Here is a 16,817-nt window from a genome sequence, read left to right as displayed (position 1 = left end):
GATATTATCCGTATAGATGTTAGTGGCAAGATTAAATGCCACCGTTAATCGTAGTACGTGTAGTAGGCTTATCATAAAGACGTATAGCGAACTATGCGCAATAGAAGTAAAACATACGCTATGCCCAACCACTTTAGTGTACGCTAAATGTTGGCGTTTTTGTTTATCAAATTCTGCATACGGGATTAAAAAAGTGTCAGATTTTGACCAAGAACTTTGAGTAATTATGATAAAAAGTCGAATGAAAAATAATAGACAGGTTACAGTAAACCAAGCAGGGCTCACCCTATTAGAGCTGCTCATTGCCATAGCGATTGTTGCTATTATGCTAACGACGGTTGCCCCTGCTATACAAAGCATTCTGATAAAAAGCAGGATCACTTCAGACCTTAACAGCTTAAGTGCAGTGGCCCAGCGTGCTCGATTTACAGCAGTAGATGAGCAATCAAACGTAGTTATGTGTCCAACCAAAAATTACACAAGCTGTGTGAGCAGCTGGAAAAACGCCACCATGATTTTTGTTGATGACAATGGTAACGGCTCCCGTGATACTTCTGAAACGCTTATCACCACCAGCGATCCACTCAATAGCGCAAATACAATTTACGGCATATCGGGCACTATCACCTTCAACGAGCAAGGCGGCATAAGTCAAGCAGCCACCATTACGCTCTGCCCAAAAGACAATAGCAGCGAATATGCGTCAGCACTGCTTCTCTCGCTGTACGGCCGAATTTCAGTGGCCATAGACAGTGATGGAGATGGCACGAAAGAAGACTTAACAGGTGCAGATTTGAGCTGTTCATAAGTTAAGCTGTTCATAAGTATTGAGCTTAATGAGCTAACCAACACTGCCTTGGCAATAAAGCCGTGTTGGTGACAACAAGCGTCCGGCAAGGGGCCTTGCTATCAAAATACGTGAGCACTGCCTTAAACTCGTAATGGCTATTACTGCTCGCTACTTCCTTAATTTTTACACCGCCAGTGTCTATGTTAGGTAACTTTGATAGCGGAACAAAGGCTCCGCTACTAAGCCAATACCGCGACTGAATGGCCTGAAGTTTTATCATGTGGCTTTTCGCCAAATAGCGAGACGTTACCCTTTTCCCTGATTCATAAGACTGCATTGTTAATGTGGTTAAAATACCCACAATACACAATACAATTAACAGCTCAACAAGGGTAAGCCCTCTCTTTTTAAAACAATTACCTTCCATAGTACAGATTACCTGCGTCTCAATTTCCCTATAGATTAACCATATCAATTCACCCTATATGGCATAACCGACCCCAAGCATGGTTTATAACAACGCCGTTAAGTACAAACAGCACATAGCTGGTTTAACATTACTAGAGCTAATGGTCACACTCTCCATCTTCATTATTACACTGCTTTTAGCTGCGCCTTCCTTTGCACAGTGGCACGAGGCGAACAAGTTTAAACAGGCTCTTCGTCATATCAGTAGCCTTGCAGAGACTGCAAAAGTAGTCGCCGTAGCCTCACAATCAAATGTGTCATTTGTGGTAGACGTTACTGGTGGACAATGTGCGGGAAGTAGCCGACTAGTATCCTGTGATTGCTCAGCCCCCAGTGCCTGTAGCATTGATGGAAAAGAGTATGCATTCTTAGCAACGCAATCAGGAATGACTCTGACAACCGCGAACAATAAGAATCGCATTGTTACCTTTAGCAAATTCGGCGCGGTAAACTTCTCAAACAATACGACAATCACGGTAAAAAGCCCGTCTCATTCTGGCAAGGTGGTGATAAGCGCCTTAGGACGAATTAAACACTGCTCCACATCCAGCCTAAGCGGTGTTGCCACATGTTGAAAAGTAAAGGGTTTAGCCTAGTTGAGCTGCTTGTGGCCACTGGTATAGCAAGCACTTTACTGGTTTTGGCGTCCCGTCATACTGCATTCTTTTACAGTGCGCTGTTAAAAGTTCAACATACCGTTGCCATTGAAGCCGAATTTCAATCACTGCAGCATGTGATTACTGCTCACTTAGAACAAGCAGGCTATATAGAGCAACCAATAGCGACACAGCTTGCCGTCTCTCATGCAAGCCTGCCGTCTATCGATGTTTCTCGTTTTAGCTCCGAAGCGCCAAATAGCTGTTTTACCTTCTCTTATGACAAAAACAGTGACGGCACTATTACGCTTACCCCAAATGAGTTTTTTGGTTTTAGATTACGAAATAAGGCTATTGAATATCGCGTTGGGAAACGAAGCTGTTCGCAAACTCACTGGCAAGACTTAACCGACACCAAAGATGTTAGCGTGAGTGAATTTTCGATTACCCGATTGCATGTAAGTGGATGGGGAGTTGCCTATGAAATATACATCAAAGCCTTTAGCAGTGTATTTTCTGGCGTTGAAGCCTCAACAACATTTATTGTGGAGGTGGCCAATGTTAAATAGCGCGTTGTTGAGTAGCTTATTATTCACTCGCTCTTTGTTAAAGAGCATCTCAGTTACAATGAAGACGCTGTGCACTTACCGACGAAAACAGCAAGGTCTTTTTATTATTTCGTCTGTGCTTGTACTTCTGAGCATTGCGGCATTCACCTTAACTAGCGTAACCGTTGCAGTTAGTGACTTTCAAGCAATTCAGGAAGCTTTAGGAGTTACCCAGGAACGCTACTTAGACACAAAAAAAGAAATGCGCAATATTAGCTCTCAGCTTCGTACTCAACCTCCCAACACAGTTGCACTAGGTAATACATCAATAGCACACACTATTGTATCTAGTAATTATCTTGGCGATAACGTTCAAACGGTGAAAGCCTTCGATATAGCGCTGCATCACGCTAAAACCGATACCAAAGTTAAACAACGTTTTTTACGATACCCATCGTTTATCAAAATACCTACAAAACTACAGGCCACCACACCAGATACACACCTCACCCAGTGGCTTTTTAACAGAAGCGCTTCTGCCCTAGTGCCAACCTATTTTCCGTTAAGTGTTGTTGCAAGTTCATGTACCGATTTAGATGAGGCAACCATGCATTGGATTAACGGAGATTGTGAACTTAACAACAACGACGTAGAGCATAGCAGCAGTACAAATCCGATGCTGCTTATCATTAAAAACGGTCATTTAACTGTGCTAGGCGGAACGTCTTTTTACGGCGTGATCATTTTATTATCAGACAATGGAATTGCTTACTCTGCGACAGTGGAGCACGGTGCTAGCATAAATGGAGCTCTCACCTCCTCACATACTATTACTTTGCAAAATGATGGTGCCGTCACATACTCGCCACATCTTTTGCGCACTCTTCAACGGGCACCCAAGCTGGCTAAAATTATTGCTGTTCCCGGTAGCTGGCATGCACAGTTTTAATGCAGCCATAAACACTATTTTGAGAGACAGAGAGATATGATGAAAACCATGAGCAGAATGTGTTGTGAAAACCGACATCATTTAAATAGAGAGCGCGCGCAACACGGAGGCGCATTGGTTGAAGTACTTATAGCGACTGCCCTATTTTTATCAGTCACAGTGGGTATGGTTGGAGCGTATACTCACACTGAATCGCTATGGATTGCCATTTATGACAAGAAGCTTTCTCGCAATACCGATATAAACAGTGCGAGAAAGCAAATGATGATTGATAGCTATGAGCAAGCCTGGGCCGATGTTCAAGAATTGGGCCATTTAACACGTATACATTAACAATAATCCCTTAGCTTATCTTCTTGTAGTTTCAGTCTTAAGCGCTCCCAATAATAAGTTAGCAAGACCAACAGTACTCGCCAGTGTCTAGTGAGCCATTGTTGTTTCTATCCCAGCCTTTTCGACCATCGCTGAAGTAAAATAAGGCGCCATCGTCTGCTTGCCCAGAGCCGCTCACAGGCGTGGCCTTGAGCTCATAGCTAGTGGCATTTGCGGCAACAATCGTTAAGTTATAGCGCTTGCTTGCCGCATTTTCTGAAGATGGTGAATAGGTGGCAAATACAGCAGGCGCCCCCGTGTTGCTTCCACTACTGCCAGCTCCTTCATAACTGAACGAACCGCTTTGATGCCGCTCCATGGCAGCAGCGAAGGCGAGTAAGTCAGCTTGCCCTGTTCCTCTGTAGCCATCAGCTATAACCCCCTGATAAGAGGGATATGCAATACCTGCAATAATGCCAATAATAGTCACTACAATCATTAGCTCAATCAGTGAAAAGCCCTGTTGTTTTACCTTACTCACAATTATTGCTCTCGCTCTGTCTCTGAATGCCAACTTCCGCGCTGAATACGCTCGAATCGCCCGTAAATATTCTGCCCCAAACATTCAAAGGCAGAGGTACATGCTTCGTCGTTTCCGTCCTCATCTACTTCAATAACAGCAGAAACACACTCTGTACCTAAACACACAACCGGACTGGTAATGCTCTCAATCAGAATTTTGGTTTCTGGCGCAATCCCCGTCTGTTTAAGATCCGCAGCACGGTCACCGTCATCAAGAATACCGTTGATATTTAGATCTGTAAGGGCATTACCGTTAAACAAATTAACCAAGTAAGCCCGACTGTTGCCAGTAGGCGGTGCACAGGCACTCGTGCTACTTGAAGATGGCACATACGTAGTAAAGAATACTTTATAGTCAATGATCAGCGGTGATGACAATACCTTCTCCCCCCCAGTGGAAAGGTTGAGGTACCATCCAGCTTTATTGGCAAAGTCCTGAGCTGCAATCTCTCGCTCAGACTCAACCGAGCTGGTCAATGCATGGCTGGTTGCGTTATACATATCGCTTTCAAACACCGTTGACATAAACTTATAGTCACCGTCTGTATCGCGGTTAAATACGCCGTCGTCTTTAAGCATGTAGAAGTTATCTTCCACCGCCGTATCTAACGGTGATGCACGCCAGCCGCTGCCTAGTGCCACGCCGTAATACAACTCATCACCTAAAGCGACTTCGGACACATCAGGGCCGTAATAGAAACGGCGATTCGACTCTGCCGTATCACCGCCAAAGTCGGCTAATCGAGCGCCCTTGATAAAGTCGGCCCCTGTTTCACCATTATAGATATCAAGTCTAAATAGCTGCCCGCCCGTATCGGCCACGTACATATGGTCGGCCAAACCATCGTTATCCCTGTCTATCACAGAAACTCGACCTGGAATACTGTATTGCATATTCGTTAGGTTTAAATTGGCATCAGCGTTACTGGCATGCCATAACAGCGCGCCAGTATTGGCATCAAACATAAAGACTGCATTACCAACAGCGTCGCCCGACCTTACAATTCTATTGTCTTGAGCATTGTCATAGCCACCGCCAACAATCATGACATCTTTTACCACGCCACCTATCTTAACTTTGGTAATGGTGGGTCTAGACCAGGTTTCACCGAGCTTGCTTAAGGTTCCAGTGCCACCTTCAAGTTTGTATTCAAGTTTTGGTGATGTCTTTTGCGTGACATCAAAAACATAATAGTTACGACCACCTCTTCGCATGCCAACGTAAAGGTACATTTTGTTACCAACAGTTCGCAGCACCATATCGCCATCTAGCCCATATTTATGATCAAATGACGACGCATCCTTATAAAAGTGCTCAATGTTAGGCAATAATTCTTTTGGCATAATGGCAAAGTTTTCATCGCCGGTTTCTGTATCTATAGAGTGCAGCATACCGTGATTGGTTGCCACAAATATGGCTGAATCATTGGTGCCGTAGTTCACTATGATGGGTTGTGAATGAATTGGATCGCCCATTCGAGAGACAAAGTCACGTGTACTGCCATCACCGTCTTCATCCTTAACGTCCACACCGCGCGCCCATTTCAATAAAACGTCCCGCAGCGCCTCGGCATCAGTTTCATCCTCAATAGCCAAATCCGACTCAGTAATTGAACCATTGTCTTCGTGCAGCTCGTTAGTGCTGCTAACAATTGAACCCACCCCGTCAAACACATACAGATTGCGTTCAGAAGTGAGTTTGCTCGCAGCGCCACCATTTCTCACATCATTACCGTCGGCAAACACAGACCAATAGCTATGCGAACTTTCAGAGAAGAAGCCGGTAACACTGTCTACCGCACTTGAATCGTTTTTATCCAAAACATCATCCCCACTCAAACGATAGCGCTTTAAGTTCCCAGGCCAAATAGCGCCTTCGCTTGGCTTAAATAAAGCGAAATAAAGCTCATCTCGATGGGTTAAACGGTTTAACTGATTTACCGCCACACCTGGCGATACAAAGGTGGCATTAACGTCTTTAACAGAACGCAATATGGTATTAAAAGCGGCTAACAAATCTTCGCTGTTATCCGCTTGGTAGAATCCCCCACCGCTTTGAAGAGCAAGCTGGTTTAAGAAGTTATTGGCGGTACTGTTAGCAGCAAAACCTATGGTGTGGGTTATTACTCGAGGTCCAATGGCTGAGGTTTCCGCTTTACTGATATTTTTGACTAAATTAAGCCCACATTTCTCACCGCCGTTACCGGTACAGTTTTCACCTAGCAACGCCTGAATTTCATCCACGCTATGATTGTTATTAGCCTCACCGTCTGACAACAACACAATATGATTATTGGTTTGACATTGAAGGTCTGAGACTGGCGAAATATAGTTTGCGCCTACCGGAATTCGCTCATTAATACAGTCGCTATCGGAAAGGTTTCCTTCAGAGCAACCGGATGGACGAATGGGGTCACCGCCAATATAAGAAGAACGATGACTGACTCGAGTACTGCGTCTTACTGAGTTATTGACGTCATTTTTACCCCGCTCAAGGCCGTAATACACCGCATTACCACCATAATAACTAGCGGCTTCATAAAGAGTATCGACAATCGGAGTGAACCCATTTGCGCTGAGTTCGTCTACCTTACTCATTAGGTGTTGACGTACCGTTGCCGATGCACCCGGTGTAGCCGCCCCATTAAATTTAATAATTAACTTTGGCGCACGGGAAGCCGAACCGTTGTAGGTATATGCACTTCGATAAGAGTTAAAATTATCGAGCACAAACGCCATATCATTACCGGCTTGCCACCCTGAGCGGTCCACAATTTCTTTAACAACACTGCTTATATCTGGCGTACGATAAACGTTTTGGTAATAGAAACTCGGCATAGACCAGACTATGCCAGAGGTTTTCGGTAAATCTCGTAACCGGTAACGCCTTTCTGGATGAAAATCATTAACGTCATTTTGTGCCACTCCCCTAATGCGCATACTGGCATTAGAATAGGTTCTGTTGGCGTTAGAGGTAAACTCTAAGTAGGCTTCGGTAATCTCTGCACCTTGCGGTAGGTTTAAATTACGAAAACGAACTGCGATATCATCGTTATAAGCACTGTAAAAAGTCAATTCTGTGCCAGTATTCGGATAGCCATTGGTGTCTTCTTCTGAATTATCACGCTGACTCGCAACTTGATAAACGCTTTCCCCTTGGGTGCATCCCGTTGCCGTTGTGTCGTCATAAGATACGACCAGCTGCGGTGCACCGCTCAGCCCCTCATCGATGGCTCTTACTCGGCGATCGCTCAGCCCTGTTATGCTAGTGCCTTCAATGAGTACGTTAAGATCTTTACCACCGCACCAATCGTTGAGGTCGACGACTTCTTGTATGACACCGCTGATATCTGGCGTGGTAATAACCTCTCCTGTTGTGGGGAAGCTGTTTCCTGCCAACCACTCTACGTTTGTGGCCGTTTTAGGTCTTGAGGAGAGGTTGTTTGAAGATGTGCTGAACGCTGTACTGTCGGCCTGTGCCTCTGCAGAAATAACTAATGAGGTGTCAGCAATATTAAACCCTTCTGACGTAAAACGAATATTTGCGCTCACAATCGTGGCGCCTTGTGGAATTTGCAGTGTTTCGAAACGCATCCCAGAGGTAACGATATCGGTACCTTTACTTAGGATAACTTCATTTGAAGATGTGGTTACCGAGCCGTCTATCTCGTGGGCATCGTTGTTGCTCGAACCGGTAGATACCACAATTTCAGGGCGAACCGCATCGTCTATATCTCTCACAGGGTAAAGAATTGGACCACCGTAATCAGAAAAGCGCATAAGGCCGGCATTGATATTCGTCGCTGAACCGAGGGCTTCTTTTAATGCGTTTTGTACTCGCAGCATTCGAGACTGACTCGTGCCATCATAAGCCCCCATACTCCCTGATGAGTCCATAATAAAAATAACGTTAGGGTTGTAGGTTACTGCGCTATCCGCATTTCCAAGGTAGATATCTAAATCGTCACCAATGGCGGAGAACGCAATGCAGCTAAATAAAACCGTTGATGTGAAGGAGCTTATTAACTTTTTCATATTACTACCTATTGAGATGCTGGGCCAAAGACCGACGCGGCTAGTGAATTTGCTACCACTGAAGGCTTACCAGAAACCTTCCCACATCCTCTAATAATAAAAACATGACAGTTAACATTGCTGCCACCAATAACGTTGCTCGAGCCTCGACAAGCCTGTTCTCGTATAAAAGCAGTTCGAGACCAACTTTTAGTCGACATAGACGACTGATAATTTCCTGAAGTAACGTGACGACTTCCCGTAGTTAAACCACCGGCAGTCATATGCCTGTCCGTCCAGTCTCCTTCATCAAAACAGCTCATTTCATCTGCATTAGGGTCGAAAATAGTACCCTGCCTTGCCTCTGAGAGCGGATCGGTTAACGTATCGTCAGCAAGTAACACTTCATCCTCTGACTCAAAGAACACTCCGGCTATTGCTGATTCGGCCGCATCAAATGCTAGACCGCTTTGCTGCATCGACATGGCCATTTTCGATTGCGATAAGCTGCTAGTGACTGCGCTCACACCTAATACGGTGATAGAAAGCAGTACAAGTAGTGCAAACACCATGACTAAACCACGCTGTTTCATCGTGAACTCCTAACAAAATTTTTCATATTGCGAAGCGCAAGTGTCTTAGAAAAGACCTGATAGTAATGTGCTGTATCCATGGTTTTTGCGGCTTCGTTAAGTAATGCAAATTTTTGTGCGTTCGTTTGGCGCACTTCATTTTGATAACTCTTTAACATGAGCGCCCACCGAAGTGAGACAACCTGTTGATTCAATGTACGTAAGTTTCCAATCTGGTCAGATGTAACGTAAGTAACCGCCTGCCCCTGTGATGTCGTTACCGTATCTGACACGCCAAATTGAATTTGAAAACTTTCGATATTATCTAATAAGGTAACCGTTACTGGAGACACCGTTTGAGATTTAAGGCCGCGAAGTACCCTTCCATCAAAGCCAGTGCATTTAAGCTCACTGCCAACAACAAAGTAATGATTCACCACGTGAAATTCGGTGTCCACCGGGTAGCCATGTCTGCTACCGGTACAATCATTAGCAGCCAAAAGATTCACCACTAGCTTGTCATTTCCACCGCTAGTGGTTTGAATACTGCCTAGCGTAGCGCTGTTAATGAAATCTCCGGGGATGGCAACAGGATTATTCTGAATGTAGGCTGATTCGGCTACAGTATCCACGGACGTATCCACGTTGGCAGTGATAAGGTCGTAACGACCTACTTCGTAAAACTCACTCGACAGTCGACTCATAATAAAACGACCCGATTCCTGTACCTGCGACACCGCCTGATTGAGTTTATTTGTTACGCTGCTGCTTACCAATACCTGAATGATGGCACCTGAGATAATAAGTCCAAGGGTGAGGGTTATCATTAACTCCACCAATGAAAAACCGCCTTGGTTAGCTCTAGGTGCGCCTATGTAATTATTGTTCATATGATCAGTATTGAAAGAAACACTGCTTTTGGAAACACGCCTTTTAAAAGAGCGGCTCTTAAACAAAATAGCTAAGCACACATTTGAGCGCCTCATAACGTAATATCCTTAACAACACAGGCATTACTATCGCCGGTATCCGGATTACATCGGCTATTCTTGGTGTATTGTCGCGTGCTCGAAGACGCAACAGGCCATGTCAACATCACTTCAATGCGCGACCCAGTGCTGCAGGAATAAATATCTGCACTATTATTGTCATCGCAACTCACTGCAATCTCGGTTTGTGGGTTAGTTTGCACCGCCGAGCAGGATAACGCCCATCCATCGTACTCCGCCATCTGCAGTTCTGTGCAGTTATTACTTTCGCAGTTGGGAACACCGGCTGGGCGAGTTAGACAAAAACACTGATAAGGTTGGCTAGAGCCGGTGCAGCTTAATGTGGAGAAGTTGTATGAATTGCTGGAGAAATAGGCATTATTTACTACCATACCATCACCAACAGTCGCCGGCCGTGCTGCTGCGCGCAAACGCTCAGCCACTTGTGCGGCGACTAATTCGGCTTGTGTTCTGCTAATTGCATCTTTATTGGCAAATGACCCGGTAAATTGAAGCGCAGCAACACCTAACAACCCTACAGCAAGAATAAATAGGGTAATAAGGATCTCAATTAATCCTACGCCTCGTTGCGAGATAATGGGGTTATCCTTAACGTGCTTCATTGTTTCCTTATGCGTTGCCATAATTGTCTAACCAACTATTAGTCATTTACATTAATGCCAGTACAGCAGTTTAGACGGTAAGCGTACTAAAAAAAGTATCTTTGATGATTAAAACGTATAATTTAATAACATCATGCCTTTTAGTTTTTTCACTCTTAATACCAAAGCTAAGCCAAATGTATTTACCATCTCTCTCGAAATCTCTTGGCCTACACAGGTAATCAGCGGAATATTCATCGACAACCGTATTTGGCAAACATAATGCTATCGGTATGATTATCCATTCTTTTCTGATTTGCGCCAGTAGCCTTTAGCATAAAAAAACCGCAGTAAAAACTGCGGTTTTTTTAGCTTCACTGAGGTATTGTGATAGCGCCTTGATAGCTTTAGTCTTTGCTACCTTTGTTAAGCGAGTGCAACGTTATTGCGCTTACACCTACTTGCTTGCACCCATTTGCTTACGCCCACCTACTTACACTACCTGCTTCACTCGAAGCTCTTTAGGCACCGCAAATTCAACGTTCTCTTCTCTACCCGAACGTTCGGAAGCAGAAACGGCTCCCCATGCTTTAAGTCGATCCACAACCCCTTGCACAAGTACTTCAGGAGCCGAAGCGCCAGCGGTAACGCCAACATGGTTAACATTTTCTAGCCAAGACTGTTGAATGCAGTTTGCATCGGCAATGAGATATGCTTTTGCGCCAATCTTCTCCGCAAGCTCACGCAGACGATTGGAGTTAGAGCTATTCTGCGCCCCTACTACCAACAACACATCACAATCTGTTGCCAAATCGCGTACCGCATCTTGTCGATTTTGCGTAGCGTAGCAAATATCGTCTTTACGAGGACCATTAATAGCGGGAAACTTCGCGCGTAGCGCGTCGATAACGTCAGCGGTATCATCTACCGACAGCGTAGTTTGACTGCAGTAATAGAGCCTTGACGGGTCTTTGACCGTCAGTTTTTCAACATCGCTTTCTGACTCGACAAGGTAGATGCCGCCATCTTCATTGCTATATTGCCCCATAGTGCCTTCAACTTCCGGGTGCCCTGCATGCCCAATTAAAATGCATTCAGTTCCAGATTTACTCGCACGGGTGACTTCCATATGCACCTTAGTCACTAATGGACAGGTAGCGTCAAATACTTTCAGGCCTCTCGAAGTCGCATTTTTGCGCACGGCCTGTGACACGCCATGCGCCGAAAAGATAACAATGCTGTCGTCTGGCACTTCATGAAGCTCATCCACAAACAGTGCGCCGCGCTCGCGAAGCCCATCAACAACAAACTTGTTGTGCACAACTTCATGGCGTACATAGATAGGCGGTTCAAACATCTCTAAAGCGCGCTCTACTATCGTGATTGCGCGGTCAACGCCGGCACAAAAGCCTCGTGGATTAGCTAAATGAATTTGCATAGTTATTTCTCGCCTTGAGCGCTAGCTCCAGATTTAACATCAACAATCTCGACATCGAAGACGACGGTTTGTCCTGCAAGCGGATGATTAAAGTCAACCGTTACAGAATCTCCCGCGACACTTCGGATTATGCCTGGAATTTCCGAACCATCTGGCTGAGCGAATGCCAAGATCATGCCTTCTTCGATGCTCAGATCTGAGCCGAAGCGGCTTCTGTCCATGTAGTGCATATTGTTTGGGTTAGGCTCGCCAAATGCATCGTTCGCTTCTAACGTGAACGCTTTCTTATCGCCTTTTTTCAAACCTAAAAGACAGGCTTCAAAATTAGGAGTAAGGCTTCCATCACCCATTACCATTTTCGCCGGCTTATTATTAACCCGGGTACTGTCCGCCGCAGAGCCATCTTCTAACTTCAAGTCGAAGTGAAGGATAACTTCGCTGTCATTACCTATTACTAATGAGTCTGTCATATCTATTCCGATTACTGCTGTGAAGTTTTGCTGCTATCAGCCTGTGGTTTGTCTGTATGTTTATCACCGTTCTTAAACATATCTACAATCAATAAACCTGCTCCAATAAAAATTGCACTATCGGCAATATTGAACGCAGGCCAGTGCCAATTGTTTACGTAGAAATCAAGAAAATCGATGACATAACCATGCACTAAACGGTCGTAGACGTTACCAAGTGCACCACCAAGAATAAACGCAAAAGCCACTGGTAAAAGCTTTTGTGACCGTGGCGACTGTTTAAGCCACCACAAGATTACCGCACTGATACCGATGGCGATAGCGGTAAAGAACCAACGCTGCCATCCACCGGCATTGCTCAAAAAGCTAAATGCTGCGCCGTAGTTATGTACATAAGTCAGGTTAAAAAACGGAAGAACTTCTATCGATTGATACAAGTTCATCGAGTCTAACACCGCATACTTGCTCCATTGGTCAAGAACAAATGCCACCACGCTTATCCATAAAAAACGCAGACCAGTTTGACTAAAGAGCCTATTACCTGACACGTTGGAATTAGGCATATTGACGAACTTCCCCTTCGCCATCAATGTTGGTTACACAACGTCCACACAGCTCTTCGTGGCCAGCATGAGTACCAACATCTTCTAAGTGATGCCAACAGCGCACGCATTTTTCGCCTTTCGCTTTACTCACGCTCAACCACAAACCATCAACATCGGTTTCTTGCGCGTCAGCTGGCTTACTGTCCACAAGGGTCAGTGACACACCTGAGGTAATCAGAACGAAACGAAGCTCATTGTCGAAGCTTGAAAGCGCATTGTATAAAGACTCTGTGGCATAAAGACTGATGCTTGCCTCTAACGAGCCTCCTAGCTGACCTTCTTTTCGGGCTTTTTCCATTGCTTGGTTAGCGGCGTCTTTCACGCTGATAACGCTATGCCAAAGGTCATCATTAAAGGTGTCGCTTTGTGTGAAGCCGTTAAAGCCTTCGTACCATGTTTCAGTAAATACGAATTCACTGCGTTTGCCAGGCAGTGCTTCCCAGATTTCTTGGGCTGTAAAGCTGGTGATGGGACCAATCCAGCGAACTAACGCTTCAATGATATGGTACATGGCAGTTTGGCAAGAGCGACGTGCTATACCGTCTGATTTAGCGGTGTACTGACGATCTTTAATAACATCAAGGTAGAACGAGCCAAGCTCAATCGAGCAGAAGTGGATGATTTTTTGCGTTACCACAAGCAAATCATACTTTTCATACGCTTCAAAAAGTTCGTCTTGCAATGCTTTTGCTCGTGCAACAATCCAGCGATCTAACGCAACCATTTCCTCTTCGGCTACCGCATCTTCCACATTAAATCCGTTGAGGTTTGCTAGTAGGAAACGAGCCGTGTTTCTAACTCGACGATAAGAATCTGCTGCGCGTTTTAAAATTTCATCAGAAACCGCAATCTCACCGCGATAGTCTGTCGACGCAACCCACAAACGCAGAATATCGGCGCCTAGCTTATTAGTCACTTCTTGTGGTGCAACCACATTACCCACAGACTTAGACATCTTCTTACCGTGGGCATCAACGGTAAATCCGTGAGTGAGTACTTCTTTGTACGGCGCATGACCGTGCATTGCAGTTGACGATATGAGTGACGACATGAACCAACCGCGATGCTGATCTGAACCTTCTAAATAAAGGTCAGCACTTGCAGGAAGGTCTTCTCTACGGTCAACCACAAAGTAATGGGTGACACCAGAGTCGAACCATACGTCTAGTGTGTCAGTCACTTTATCGTAGCTATCCGCATCGCTGCCTAAAAGCTGTGCATCGTCGATGTCCCACCAGGCTTGAATACCTTTCTTCTCTACTTCTAACGCGACTTTTTCCATGAGAGAGGAAGACTGAGGATGCACTTCACCAGTGAGTTTGTGAACGTAAAGTGGAATAGGAACACCCCACGTACGCTGACGAGAGATGCACCAGTCAGGACGCCCTTCCACCATTTTCTCAATGCGGTTTTGGCCCCACTCAGGGATCCATTTGGTTTGCTTAATTTGCTCTAACGACTCCCCGCGCAACCCTTTATTATCCATACTGATAAACCACTGCGGCGTTGCACGGAAAATAATTGGCGTTTTATGACGCCAGCAATGTGGATAGCTGTGCTCGTATTTCACGTTCAAAACAAGGTTTCCCTTTTCTTGAACAGTGTCGATAATGGGTTGGTTCGCTTTAAACACGAACTGACCTGCAAATAACGGCGTATTTTCAAGATAAACACCGTTATTACCTACTGGGTTATACACCTCAATATCGTATTGCTTGCCTACATTGAAATCGTCAACACCATGAGCAGGCGCAGTATGTACACAACCCGTACCTGACTCAGTGGTCACGTGGTCGCCAAGAATAAGTGGTATTTTAATATCTAAAAACGGATGATTAACCTTAAGCTTATCTAGCGCTTCACCGGTACATGTTGCTACTTCGCGGAATTCGTCTACACCGTAGCGAGTCATGCAGCTTTCAAGCAAGTCTTGAGCTACCACATACCAATCGTTTGAAGGTTGAACTTCAACAATGGTATAGGTTAATTCTGGGTGTAAGCTTATCGCGCGGTTTGCAGGTAATGTCCACGGTGTGGTGGTCCAAATAACGACCCCAGTATTGTGAGCAAGCAGATCGCTCTCTTCTACGCCAAATGCCGACGCAATGGCTGCCGAATCTGCAACCGGAAATTTCACGTCGATAGCTGGCGATACTTTATCCTGGTATTCAACTTCTGCTTCAGCTAAGGCCGAACCACAGTCTGTACACCAGTGAACAGGTTTAAACCCTTTTTCAAGGTGCCCTGAATCTACAATTTTACTTAACGCTCGGATAATGTCGGCTTCAGAAGAAAAATCCATTGTTTTATAAGGATTATTCCATTCACCGAATACGCCCAAACGCTTGAAATCAGCCATTTGACCGTCTATTTGTTTTTGCGCATAGTCGCGACACTTTTGACGAAACTCGGCAGCGGTGACCTTTTTACCTGGCTTTCCTACTTTTTTCTCAACCATAAGCTCAATAGGTAAACCATGACAATCCCACCCCGGAACGTAAGGAGAGTCAAAGTCAGACAGGTTTTTTGACTTAACAATAATGTCTTTGAGAATTTTGTTAACCGCGTGTCCAATATGAATGTTGCCGTTCGCATAAGGAGGGCCGTCGTGAAGAATAAAAGGCTTTTTACCTTTTTTAGCTTCGCGGATCTTGGTATATACCCCTTTTTCCTGCCAGTCTTTAAGCATCTTTGGCTCGCGCTGAGCAAGGTTACCACGCATAGGAAACGCAGTTTCTGGAAGGTTCAATGTGGCTTTGTAATCACTCATAAAATTGTTTTATCCGGTTACCTTAAGTTTCATCCAATGTCGTTATGACACTGCGAAGGCGTTATATGATGCCGCTGCACTTGCATTTAGTTGCATTTAAATGCGCGCTGCGACTTTATCACGATTAACTATGCTAACAACAGGCGCGCCTTGGCGGCGTCGGCCTGTATTTGATCTTTTAATGCTTCAAAGGAAGCAAACTTAATTTCATCTCGTATTTTTGCCATAGGCAGCACGGTGATAGGCTTACCGTATAAGTCTGCCGACAAATCGAAAATATGTACTTCTAACTGGTTTCTAACCCCATTCAATGTGGGTCTGGTACCAACGTTTGCAACCCCATTATAATGTTCACCGTCTATGTCCACCCTCACCGCAAACACGCCGTGAATAGGTGTTTTAAAACGCTTAAGCATGACATTAGCTGTAGGAAAGCCTATGGTCCGGCCTTTCTTTTCGCCGTGAACAACTCGCCCGTGAATAGCAAACGGACGACCTAGCATTTCTGTTGCTAGGCCAAAGTCGCTTTGCGCCAGTGCATCTCTCACGGCAGTAGAGCTTATGCGGTGGGCATGCATAGTGAAGCTTTGGGTACTAACCACATCAAAGCCGTAACGGCGCCCGGCAGCCTCTAGCATGGTGAAGTCGCCTTTGCGGCCAAAACCGAAGCGAAAATCATCACCTACAACAAGAAATTTAACGCCCAGCTTATCAACCAACAAATCGTGGACAAAGGTATCTGCGCTTTGTTTTGCAAATTGAGCGTTAAAGCGCACGGCAAGCAGCCTGTCTACGCCCTGCTGGCTTAGCAATTCGTACTTTTCCCGAAGTGGGCTGATACGCGCGGGTGCCTTTTCTGGCGTGAAAACTTCCTCTGGCTGCGGTTCAAAAACCATCACAGTGGCGGGCAACGACAGCGAGCTCGCTTTCTCCATCACATTAGCGAGTACTGCCTGATGACCTCTATGTACGCCATCAAACTTGCCAATGGTGAGAATACACCCCTTATGGTGAGGTTTTACATTATTTAGCCCGCGGATAAATTCCACTGTTAACCACTACCTTTTTAACTGCTAGAAATTCAAAGCTCGCGATTATAGCTGACCCCGCCC

General features: G+C 45.2%; 16 protein-coding genes. 5 read left to right on the top strand and 11 right to left on the bottom strand.

What is annotated here, in order from left to right; all coding sequences use genetic code 11:
• The first annotated feature begins 241 nt into the window (after nt 1-241).
• Nucleotides 242-808, top strand: a complete 567-nt coding sequence (locus tag JV36_RS0110630) for a GspH/FimT family pseudopilin (RefSeq protein WP_081926603.1) — start codon at nt 242-244, stop codon at nt 806-808.
• Nucleotides 809-833: 25 nt separating this feature from the next.
• Here the strand turns inward: JV36_RS0110630 and JV36_RS0110625 are convergent, their stop codons facing one another.
• Nucleotides 834-1,217, bottom strand: coding sequence for a type IV pilin protein (locus JV36_RS0110625; protein ID WP_032096900.1), 384 nt, complete (start codon nt 1,215-1,217; stop codon nt 834-836).
• Nucleotides 1,218-1,296: 79 nt separating this feature from the next.
• On the opposite strand from JV36_RS0110625, the gene JV36_RS0110620 reads away from it, so the two are divergent.
• Genes JV36_RS0110620 through JV36_RS0110605 form a run of 4 tightly spaced genes read left to right on the top strand, consistent with a single transcriptional unit; the run spans nt 1,297 to nt 3,684 of the window.
• On the top strand, nt 1,297-1,833 hold the full coding sequence (locus JV36_RS0110620) for a hypothetical protein (RefSeq protein WP_032096899.1): 537 nt from the start codon (nt 1,297-1,299) through the stop codon (nt 1,831-1,833).
• Complete coding sequence (locus JV36_RS0110615; protein ID WP_032096898.1) at nt 1,827-2,423, top strand: prepilin-type N-terminal cleavage/methylation domain-containing protein; 597 nt, start codon at nt 1,827-1,829, stop codon at nt 2,421-2,423. The genes JV36_RS0110620 and JV36_RS0110615 overlap by 7 nt, the downstream gene beginning before the upstream one ends.
• Nucleotides 2,424-2,481: 58 nt before the next feature.
• Nucleotides 2,482-3,351 carry a hypothetical protein gene (locus JV36_RS0110610; protein WP_152561585.1) on the top strand — a complete coding sequence of 290 codons (870 nt, stop codon included), beginning with the start codon at nt 2,482-2,484 and terminating at the stop codon, nt 3,349-3,351.
• Nucleotides 3,352-3,387: 36 nt separating this feature from the next.
• Nucleotides 3,388-3,684 carry a hypothetical protein gene (locus JV36_RS0110605; protein WP_152561584.1) on the top strand — a complete coding sequence of 99 codons (297 nt, stop codon included), beginning with the start codon at nt 3,388-3,390 and terminating at the stop codon, nt 3,682-3,684.
• A 58-nt stretch (nt 3,685-3,742) separates the two neighbouring features.
• Here the strand turns inward: JV36_RS0110605 and JV36_RS0110600 are convergent, their stop codons facing one another.
• From JV36_RS0110600 to ribF, 10 genes are all read right to left on the bottom strand, one after another.
• On the bottom strand, nt 3,743-4,207 hold the full coding sequence (locus JV36_RS0110600) for a type IV pilin protein (protein ID WP_032096951.1): 465 nt from the start codon (nt 4,205-4,207) through the stop codon (nt 3,743-3,745).
• Nucleotides 4,207-8,280 carry a PilC/PilY family type IV pilus protein gene (locus JV36_RS0110595; RefSeq protein WP_032096895.1) on the bottom strand — a complete coding sequence of 1,358 codons (4,074 nt, stop codon included), beginning with the start codon at nt 8,278-8,280 and terminating at the stop codon, nt 4,207-4,209. Before JV36_RS0110595 ends, JV36_RS0110600 begins: the two co-directional genes overlap by 1 nt.
• An 8-nt stretch (nt 8,281-8,288) precedes the next feature.
• Nucleotides 8,289-8,852 (bottom strand): pilus assembly PilX family protein, encoded by a 564-nt coding sequence (locus JV36_RS0110590; protein ID WP_032096894.1) that lies wholly within the window; start codon nt 8,850-8,852, stop codon nt 8,289-8,291.
• On the bottom strand, nt 8,849-9,721 hold the full coding sequence (locus JV36_RS0110585; protein ID WP_032096950.1) for a PilW family protein: 873 nt from the start codon (nt 9,719-9,721) through the stop codon (nt 8,849-8,851). The genes JV36_RS0110590 and JV36_RS0110585 overlap by 4 nt, the downstream gene beginning before the upstream one ends.
• Nucleotides 9,722-9,813: 92 nt before the next feature.
• Nucleotides 9,814-10,443 carry a type IV pilus modification protein PilV gene (pilV, locus tag JV36_RS0110580; protein ID WP_052010264.1) on the bottom strand — a complete coding sequence of 210 codons (630 nt, stop codon included), beginning with the start codon at nt 10,441-10,443 and terminating at the stop codon, nt 9,814-9,816.
• A gap of 472 nt (nt 10,444-10,915) precedes the next feature.
• A complete protein-coding gene (gene ispH / locus JV36_RS0110575; protein WP_032096893.1) occupies nt 10,916-11,860 on the bottom strand; it encodes a 4-hydroxy-3-methylbut-2-enyl diphosphate reductase in 945 nt (314 codons plus the stop codon).
• Between the two features lie 2 nt (nt 11,861-11,862).
• A complete protein-coding gene (fkpB, locus tag JV36_RS0110570) occupies nt 11,863-12,330 on the bottom strand; it encodes an FKBP-type peptidyl-prolyl cis-trans isomerase (RefSeq protein ID WP_032096892.1) in 468 nt (155 codons plus the stop codon).
• 11 nt (nt 12,331-12,341) lie between these two features.
• Nucleotides 12,342-12,893: a signal peptidase II gene (gene lspA / locus JV36_RS0110565; protein ID WP_032096891.1), complete on the bottom strand. Its 552-nt coding sequence runs from the start codon at nt 12,891-12,893 to the stop codon at nt 12,342-12,344.
• Nucleotides 12,886-15,705 (bottom strand): isoleucine--tRNA ligase, encoded by a 2,820-nt coding sequence (ileS, locus tag JV36_RS0110560; protein ID WP_032096890.1) that lies wholly within the window; start codon nt 15,703-15,705, stop codon nt 12,886-12,888. The genes lspA and ileS overlap by 8 nt, the downstream gene beginning before the upstream one ends.
• Before the next feature lie 128 nt (nt 15,706-15,833).
• Complete coding sequence (ribF, locus tag JV36_RS0110555; protein ID WP_032096889.1) at nt 15,834-16,754, bottom strand: bifunctional riboflavin kinase/FAD synthetase; 921 nt, start codon at nt 16,752-16,754, stop codon at nt 15,834-15,836.
• Nucleotides 16,755-16,817: the final 63 nt, after the last annotated feature.

Source organism: Alteromonas sp. LOR (assembly GCF_000753865.1).
Classification (GTDB): domain Bacteria; phylum Pseudomonadota; class Gammaproteobacteria; order Enterobacterales; family Alteromonadaceae; genus Alteromonas.
The sequence above is the reverse complement of the archived record's forward strand: the minus strand, read 5'-3'. Positions and strand labels throughout refer to the sequence as shown.

What these genes read in the sequence shown, in the direction of transcription:
- JV36_RS0110585 (WP_032096950.1), bottom strand. Translation starts at nt 9,721, where the DNA reads ATGAACAATAATTACATAGGCGCACCTAGAGCTAACCAAGGCGGTTTT.
- JV36_RS0110620 (WP_032096899.1), top strand. Translation starts at nt 1,297, where the DNA reads ATGGTTTATAACAACGCCGTTAAGTACAAACAGCACATAGCTGGTTTA.
- JV36_RS0110625 (WP_032096900.1), bottom strand. Translation starts at nt 1,217, where the DNA reads ATGGAAGGTAATTGTTTTAAAAAGAGAGGGCTTACCCTTGTTGAGCTG.
- JV36_RS0110590 (WP_032096894.1), bottom strand. Translation starts at nt 8,852, where the DNA reads ATGAAACAGCGTGGTTTAGTCATGGTGTTTGCACTACTTGTACTGCTT.
- JV36_RS0110610 (WP_152561585.1), top strand. Translation starts at nt 2,482, where the DNA reads ATGAAGACGCTGTGCACTTACCGACGAAAACAGCAAGGTCTTTTTATT.
- lspA (WP_032096891.1), bottom strand. Translation starts at nt 12,893, where the DNA reads ATGCCTAATTCCAACGTGTCAGGTAATAGGCTCTTTAGTCAAACTGGT.
- ileS (WP_032096890.1), bottom strand. Translation starts at nt 15,705, where the DNA reads ATGAGTGATTACAAAGCCACATTGAACCTTCCAGAAACTGCGTTTCCT.
- JV36_RS0110630 (WP_081926603.1), top strand. Translation starts at nt 242, where the DNA reads ATGAAAAATAATAGACAGGTTACAGTAAACCAAGCAGGGCTCACCCTA.
- pilV (WP_052010264.1), bottom strand. Translation starts at nt 10,443, where the DNA reads ATGAAGCACGTTAAGGATAACCCCATTATCTCGCAACGAGGCGTAGGA.
- fkpB (WP_032096892.1), bottom strand. Translation starts at nt 12,330, where the DNA reads ATGACAGACTCATTAGTAATAGGTAATGACAGCGAAGTTATCCTTCAC.
- ispH (WP_032096893.1), bottom strand. Translation starts at nt 11,860, where the DNA reads ATGCAAATTCATTTAGCTAATCCACGAGGCTTTTGTGCCGGCGTTGAC.
- JV36_RS0110605 (WP_152561584.1), top strand. Translation starts at nt 3,388, where the DNA reads ATGATGAAAACCATGAGCAGAATGTGTTGTGAAAACCGACATCATTTA.
- JV36_RS0110595 (WP_032096895.1), bottom strand. Translation starts at nt 8,280, where the DNA reads ATGAAAAAGTTAATAAGCTCCTTCACATCAACGGTTTTATTTAGCTGC.
- JV36_RS0110615 (WP_032096898.1), top strand. Translation starts at nt 1,827, where the DNA reads ATGTTGAAAAGTAAAGGGTTTAGCCTAGTTGAGCTGCTTGTGGCCACT.